This window comes from Streptomyces sp. col6, assembly GCF_008042035.1.
Classification (GTDB): domain Bacteria; phylum Actinomycetota; class Actinomycetes; order Streptomycetales; family Streptomycetaceae; genus Streptomyces.
On the sequence record NZ_RDBL01000027.1, the window covers coordinates 218766 to 225439 of the forward strand.

General features: G+C 67.0%; 6 protein-coding genes and 2 pseudogenes. 5 read left to right on the top strand and 3 right to left on the bottom strand.

Annotated elements, in window-relative coordinates; all coding sequences use genetic code 11:
• Nucleotides 1-155: 155 nt before the first annotated feature.
• Nucleotides 156-827 (bottom strand): hypothetical protein, encoded by a 672-nt coding sequence (locus tag EAO73_RS28190; RefSeq protein ID WP_147974338.1) that lies wholly within the window; start codon nt 825-827, stop codon nt 156-158.
• Nucleotides 828-1589: 762 nt separating this feature from the next.
• On the opposite strand from EAO73_RS28190, the gene EAO73_RS28195 reads away from it, so the two are divergent.
• The 5 genes from EAO73_RS28195 to EAO73_RS28215 all read left to right on the top strand — a co-directional run bounded on the left by EAO73_RS28195 (nt 1590) and on the right by EAO73_RS28215 (nt 6022).
• Nucleotides 1590-2495, top strand: coding sequence for a S41 family peptidase (locus EAO73_RS28195; RefSeq protein WP_147974339.1), 906 nt, complete (start codon nt 1590-1592; stop codon nt 2493-2495).
• Nucleotides 2496-3167: 672 nt separating this feature from the next.
• Nucleotides 3168-4142, top strand: a complete 975-nt coding sequence (locus EAO73_RS28200; protein WP_224756496.1) for an SDR family oxidoreductase — start codon at nt 3168-3170, stop codon at nt 4140-4142.
• A 214-nt stretch (nt 4143-4356) separates the two neighbouring features.
• Complete coding sequence (locus tag EAO73_RS28205) at nt 4357-4722, top strand: MerR family transcriptional regulator (RefSeq protein WP_147974340.1); 366 nt, start codon at nt 4357-4359, stop codon at nt 4720-4722.
• A 46-nt stretch (nt 4723-4768) separates the two neighbouring features.
• Nucleotides 4769-5785: an NADPH:quinone oxidoreductase family protein gene (locus EAO73_RS28210; protein WP_147974341.1), complete on the top strand. Its 1017-nt coding sequence runs from the start codon at nt 4769-4771 to the stop codon at nt 5783-5785.
• Nucleotides 5786-5797: 12 nt separating this feature from the next.
• The gene (locus EAO73_RS28215) at nt 5798-6022 is read left to right on the top strand and encodes a hypothetical protein (RefSeq protein ID WP_147974342.1); all 225 of its coding nucleotides are present in this window, start codon (nt 5798-5800) and stop codon (nt 6020-6022) included.
• Between the two features lie 111 nt (nt 6023-6133).
• Here the strand turns inward: EAO73_RS28215 and EAO73_RS36900 are convergent.
• Nucleotides 6134-6379: pseudogene (locus tag EAO73_RS36900) on the bottom strand (SAM-dependent methyltransferase); the annotation flags it as partial.
• Nucleotides 6380-6398: 19 nt separating this feature from the next.
• Nucleotides 6399-6674, bottom strand: a pseudogene (locus tag EAO73_RS28225) (IS5/IS1182 family transposase); the annotation flags it as partial.

The window sequence follows — 6674 nt, forward strand, 5'->3', positions numbered from 1 at the left end:
TATCGGTAACTCCGCCCCCGCACACTCACATCAGCCAACCCGGAGCACTTCCGACACACGCCGTGGAAGGGTGGCGCACACTATCCCTGGCTCGCCTGTCCGGCGCTGCCTGCAACCACGGACGAGCACTGCGACCACCGTTTTCGATGCATGTCCTAGTGCGGACAAAGGGCCCTTGGCCTCTTTCGCTCGCCTTCCGGGGTGAAGGTGAAGGTGTCAGGGAAAAGGCCCTCACCGAATCGCACCGCGAGGAGCAGCGGCTGCTCGTGGTCGGGCGGCCAGGAGTTGGTTCCTGGAGCGCTGCCGTTCCACAGGTGGAAGAGCACCATCGGCTGCTCCATGTCCTCGCTGAGGTAGCCCAGGGTCTTCCCGTACAGGGGGTTGTCCCCTCCCAACAGGACAGAGGGGGGCCCGAACGTCGCGGTCACATCCGGCCATGTGCGGTCCTTCTCGGCCCACTGTCGCACGGATCCCGTGAGGGTCTCGTACTCGGCGGTTGTGAGGAGTCGGTCCGACTCCAGCCAGCCGCATTGCTGTGCGAATTCCGCGTACACCGAGGCCATGCCGTCGTTGTAGCTGTGGCCGGGGATCAACTCCCTGTAGGCCCCGGTCACGCCGGTGGCCCTGAAGGTCTTGTTGTCAATCCAAGCCTGCCGCTGGGGGGTGTAGGCGTCGGGCCGCCGTTCGACGAACAGTAGGTTTGTGATCAGAAGGTGGAGCGCGACCTCACCTCCGAACGTCTCAGGGGAACGAAGGGCGCGGTTGAACTGCTTAATGAGGTGGGCGTGTATCTCAGCTGCGGTTGCAGGGGAGTTGGCAGATGTCACCCCACAGTTTCTCGCACATGAGGGCTGGCCGGCCAGCCCAGAGTTCCCTCATCGACATTCCAAGGAGTCGGCGAGGGCAGGGGGCGTTGGTTCGGAAGCAGTGGCTGGCGGCGGGCGGCAGGTCGGCGCCCGGCGCCGCGGTCCACCACCGCGCTGCCGCTGCCAAGACTCTCTTGAGAATAGAGCGACCGGCCGGTGCTTTCGATCTGCCATCAGGACAGAGAAGGGCAAGCGACTATGTCGAGCACAGGCCGCATCGCCCGCGTGAGGCGACGCAGCGGGAGGCTGACGAGGCGATTGTTCGTTCTTTTGAGTTGCCTGTGCGGTCGCTTGTGCCTGAGCGGGGGCTCGTAGTCAGTTGGCATGGCGACGAGGTCGGGGAAGGCCCGGGGCGCGGCCCGCCCCCGGGGGTCCAAATACCGATGCCCAGCGCGCCTTGGAGATTGCCTGCGAGCTTGCCCTGGGTGCCGACGAAGCTCACCTGTTCACGTACAGGCACGTGTCACTCCAGAAGAAGGGGGTGGAATGCACACACGCTCCCACCCGCCCGTTATGTCGAGCAACACCCGACGGTTGGACGGAGGTTGATCCGAGATAGACCTGTCCACGCCGATACTCCCTGTCGGGTTCGCGCGGCCTGCGGAAGGCCATGGCAGGGAGCCGGGGCCGAGCGGCGCGGATCCCCGTCCGGCCGTGTGTACCCTCTGGGCGGCGGTGTACTCGCGTGGACGCTTGCCTGAGCGTGGTGATCTACTGCGTGCCATGACGACTGTGACGAAGCTTCAGCCGGGCCCTGTCATCGACGAGATCGTCCGGCTTCTGACCGAGCACTATGTCTTCCCCGGCATAGCCGGGCAGCTCGCCGAACTGCTGCAGGAACGGCTTGCCGAGGGCGCATACACAGGTGCCGAGGCTGAGGAGCTCGCGCGGCTGGTCACCGAGGACCTCCAGTCCGTCAACGGCGACCGCCACCTGAGCCTGCAGTACCACACAGACCAGGTACCCCCGAAGAAGGGGGCGGCAGTCCTGGAATCCATTCGTAAGGACTTCGACACCTCGCTGGGCGGTGTCCCCCGGGTGGAGCTGCTCGACGCAGGGGTTGCCGTACTGGAGCTGGCACCCATGCTGTTTCCGCTGGAGTGGGCCGCCGAACCTTTGAGCGCCGCGCTCACCCTGGCCTCCCGCGCCCAGGCAATGATCGTGGACCTGCGCGGCAACCGGGGCGGCGACCCCGATACCGTCGCCTTCGTCTGCAGCCACCTCCTGGACGAACGCACCCACCTCAACTCCATGTACTGGCGTGACGGCGAACGAACTGAGCAGTCCTGGAGCCAGCCGCACGTCTCCGGCGCCCGCTTCGGCGGAACCAAGCCGCTCTACGTCCTGACCAGCAACCACACCTTCTCCGCAGCCGAAGAACTGGCCTACGACCTCCAACAACTCGGCCGCGCGACGGTCGTCGGCGAGCACACCCTCGGCGGCGCACACCCAAGGGAAGGGTGGACCGTGCACCCGCACCTGGAAGCCTCCATCCCCATCGGCCGTGCCATCAACCCCATTTCCGGCACGAACTGGGAAGGCACCGGTGTACAGCCCGACGTCCCCTGCGCTGCCGCGGACGCACTCGAACGGGCTCATACCCTGGCCCGCGCCGAGCTGGCCGGCTGATTCTCCAAAACTCGGCGCGTAGTTCTTGCAGCTGACCGATAGCCGCTGCGCGGGCCCCGGAGCCAGCGGCGTACCCCGGGCCTACTGCGTTGTCGCCTCAGTGCCTGGTAGTCACGTGTGCCGCCTTCAGCACTCCAGGCCGCAGGCACAACCGTCGGGCACTGCCTTTCACATCATGTTCGGAGCCGGATGGCGAGGGCTGCGAGGGTGACGGTGCCGAGGTAGATGCAGGCGTGTTTCTGTAGCGGGTGGCTACGGCACGGTATCCCTCAGGCGGTTGATGGCACGCTCGGCGATGTTGCGTTTCTTGTATCGCTCACTGTCGAAGCCGGTGGGACGGCTGCCTCGGGAACCGCGATTCTTGCGGCGTCGGGCGACGCGGACCAAGGACGAAGCCGCCACCTGCCTGCTGAGCCGGGCTGCCCGTCCCGCACCGACCCGATCTCCGACGGCACCCTGGAGCGACTGTTACGCCTGGTAGAGGAATGTTCTGCAAGATCCACGGAACCATCGACCCGCCCCGGGACTCAGAACTACGACGGAGCCGCGCTGGGCACAGCCAGCCGGCTGCTCAGGCCGGTGCAACCGCATGAGCAACGCCCCCTGCCGGACGATGCCCTCGAGGATGCGTCAGAGCGCTCCTCCTGTGCGCCTACGCGCCCCCGTACTGGCATGGTCCGCCGCTTCGGCTGGCCTCACCATGAGCGCGGGGACCGGGGTGCGGCCGATTGCCGCACGCCGGGCGAGGACTGGATCAGAGATGCCGCACAGCGTGGGGGACTCATGGGTCGACGTTGGCTGGTGACCGGGTGCTCGTCGGGTCTGGGCCGGGCTCTGGCGGAGGCGGCCGCGGCCGCCGGACACCAGGTAGCCGTCACAGCCCGCAGCACCGCGGGATTGGAGGAGACGGTTATCCGCTATCCGGGGCAAATCGTGCCGATCCCGTTGGAGCTGCGCGACGCGGTCCAGTGCGAGGAGGCGGTCCGTCAGGCCATCGCATGTCTCGGCGGCATCGACGTCCTGGTCAACAATGCCGGGGCCGGGCTGTTCGGCACGACAGAGGAGGTGTCCGACGACGAGATCCGCGATCAGATGGAGACCTTGCTGATCGGCCCGTGGCGGTTGATCCGCCTCGTCCTGCCGGGCATGCGTGCCCAGGGCCACGGCCACATCGTCAACGTGTCGTCGCTTGCCGGCCGGATGGCCTTTCCGGGCCTCAGCGCCTATGTCGCGGGGAAGTTCGCGCTGGAGGGCATGAGCCAGGCGCTCGCTGCCGAGGTCACCGCCCTCGGAATCCGGGTCACCGTGGTCGAACCGGGCGGCTTCGCCACACGCTACGGAGCCTCGCTCACCCGCTCCGCGCGCCGGATGCCCGAGTACGCCGCCGCGACAGCCGGACTATTGGACGGACTGCGCGGTATGGCCGACGACGCGGCGATGGGCCGCTCCGAGGACTTTGCGGCCCGGGTACTCGCCCTCGTCGCCTCCCCCGATGCCACGCCGCTGCGGGTCCCGGTCGGAGAGGACGCCTTTCTCTACCTCGAAGCCGTGGAGCAGGCCGCTCGCGACGAACTGGCCGCCGCCCGCCTCCTCACAAGCGCGGCGCCACCCCCGGGCGTGGAGGGCGTCGCCCACGACCCGGTATGACACCGGGCGCAGGACCCAGCATGGCCCCGTTGGCTACATGGCACCTTTCGTACGAAAAGCAGCAGCTGCTGACGCCAGCCACCCCGCTCTGCGCTGAACGGCAGGCCCTAGCTAGGTGTCCGCGGGTCAGGGCGTTGTCGACGCCTGAGAGGGTCTTCAACTGGTCGCCACGAGTGCCGGAAGATTGCGGTGGGACTGGGCGTTGGCTGCAGGTGTGAAGATAAGCGAGGCTTCCAGAGTCAGCGGTGTGAGCGCGCGGTCGTTGCGGCACTACGAGGACGAGGGCTTGATCGTCCCCGGTCGTTTCAGCAACGGGTTCCGTGACTACTGCCGGACCACGATAGATCGGGTGCTCATCATCCGGTCACTGCTGGACTCCGGGCTGCCCGTGCGGTTGATCAGGGAAGCCCTCCCCAGCCTCACTGCCGGCTCCGAGGCCAGCGGGGAAGCGGTGAGCGCGGAGTTCCTGCACGAAGTGCAGGGTTACCGCGATCGGCTTGCTGCTCGCATCGCCGTCCTGAGCGATCAGCAGGCAGCCCTCGACGCCTACCTGAGAGAGGCCCGTCGTGCTGATCTCTGACGGCCGCTTGACCTTGACGTAAGTGTGAGGTTCCTACGTTCGGTTCATGCAGATCAACGAGCAGCAGCACACAGTCGAGCAGACGGTTCGAGCCCTGGTACAACAGTCGCACCAGGGGCCGAAGGACCTGACTCTTACGACGGATCACCGCCGCCCTGCCCCGGGACCTGACGAATACCTGATCCGCGTCGGCGCCGCCGGGGTCAACTTTGCCGATGTCATGCAGACCCATGGCACCTACGGCGCAGGCCCGCAGGCACCCTACGTGGCGGGCTTCGAGGCGGCCGGTGAGATCGTGGGGAGCGGCCCGGACGTCGATAATCCATTGCCGTTCGGCACCCATGTCATCGGAGCCGGCACGGGCGCTTTCGCCCAGTACATGACGATGCCGGCAGCAGGAGTACTTCCCGTACCGTACGGCTGGAGCGACGCCGAAGCTCTGGGCCTGGTCCTGAACTGGGCCACCGCCTTGGCGGCACTGAAGCCGTTGGGCGAGATCAAGGCGGGTGAAGTGGTGCTCGTTCATGCCGCGGCCGGCGGCGTCGGGCAGGCTGCCGTCCGCCTCGCCCGCCACTACGGGGCGCGGGTGATCGCCACGGCCTCGCCGGAGAAGCACGACACAGTCCAGATCCTGGGCGCCGAGAAGGTGCTGGACAGCCGTCGTCCTGATCTGGCTGAGGAGATCCTCCGCGTGACCGGCGGAGTCGACCTGGTGCTGGAATCGGTGGGCCAGGCCACGTTCACAACCAGCCTGTCCGTCACCAAACCCTTCACCGGACGCATCGTCGTGTTCGGCGCCGCTTCCGGCGACGCAACGCTGACCACGCACGACCTGGTCTTCACCCATCAGGTTCAGATCAAGGGCCTGCACATCGGCGCGCTGGCGGTAGCAGCCCCGTCCGTCTATCAGTCGTTGCTCGTCGAGATCGAGGCCCTGATCGCCCGCGGCGTCTACACCCCCGGGGCCCCCCGCGTGCATCCTTTGGCTGAGGGACCGGCGGTAATGCAGCAACTGGAAGCGGGCCAGACCCGTGGCAAGCTGGCCCTCGATCCCTGGCGCTAGGAACGAACGCCTGTGCTCCCCAGGGACGACTTCGGCTCGTGCAGCGTTGCGCGGCGCCAGCTCGCCCTCCACCGCACCCGTGCCGCCTACGAGCAATACGCCGAGACCCTCCCGTCCGAAGTCAGCGCCACCGTCACCACCCACCGTTACTGGGCAATGCTCGGCGAAGGCGTCGTGAAGGGACGGATGGCACTCGAGCATGCTCACGAGGAACAGGTCGACGGCGAGGCAGGCTGAGCAGCGTGGCCGGGTCCGGCTCTATATTCGCGCTGGCGAAGTGGCGTGCCACGCGGGAGTACCTCGCGTGGCAGCTGCGCTGCGCGACCGGTTTTGATCGCCTGGAGGGCTCTACCGGCGGACGGCCGAGATCAGTCCGCCGGGGCGCTCTTCAGGCTGCGGAGGGGTTCTCATCGGGCGGCCGTAGACGGCAGCGCGCTCACGCAAGGTGTGACTGTCGGCCCTCCAGCCGTGCCCGCTCAGCCAGCCCACCGGGTCATCAGGCATTTCCGAGACCCACATGGACGCCGCCGATCCCGGTGCGGCGTCCGCGCCGAAGCGCTCGATCACGCCGCGCGAGCCCAACGTCACCCCTAGGGGCTGTGTGATGTCGTGATCACGCGGTGGTCTTGAGCAGGTCGTCGATCCAGATCATGGAGGCTCGGAGGTGGAGGCCGGCAAGGTAGCTTTCGGGTGACTTGTCGTAGCGGGTGGCGACGCCACGCCAGGCTTTCAGCTTGTTGATCAGGCGTTCGACGGTGTTCCGTTCCTTGTAGAGGTCGGCGTCGTGGCTGATGGACCGGCCGCCGCGTGAGCCCTTCTTCTTGCGGTTTGCGGCCTGGTCCTTCTTCTCCGGGATGACTGCTTTGATGTTGCGTTTTCGCAGGTAGCG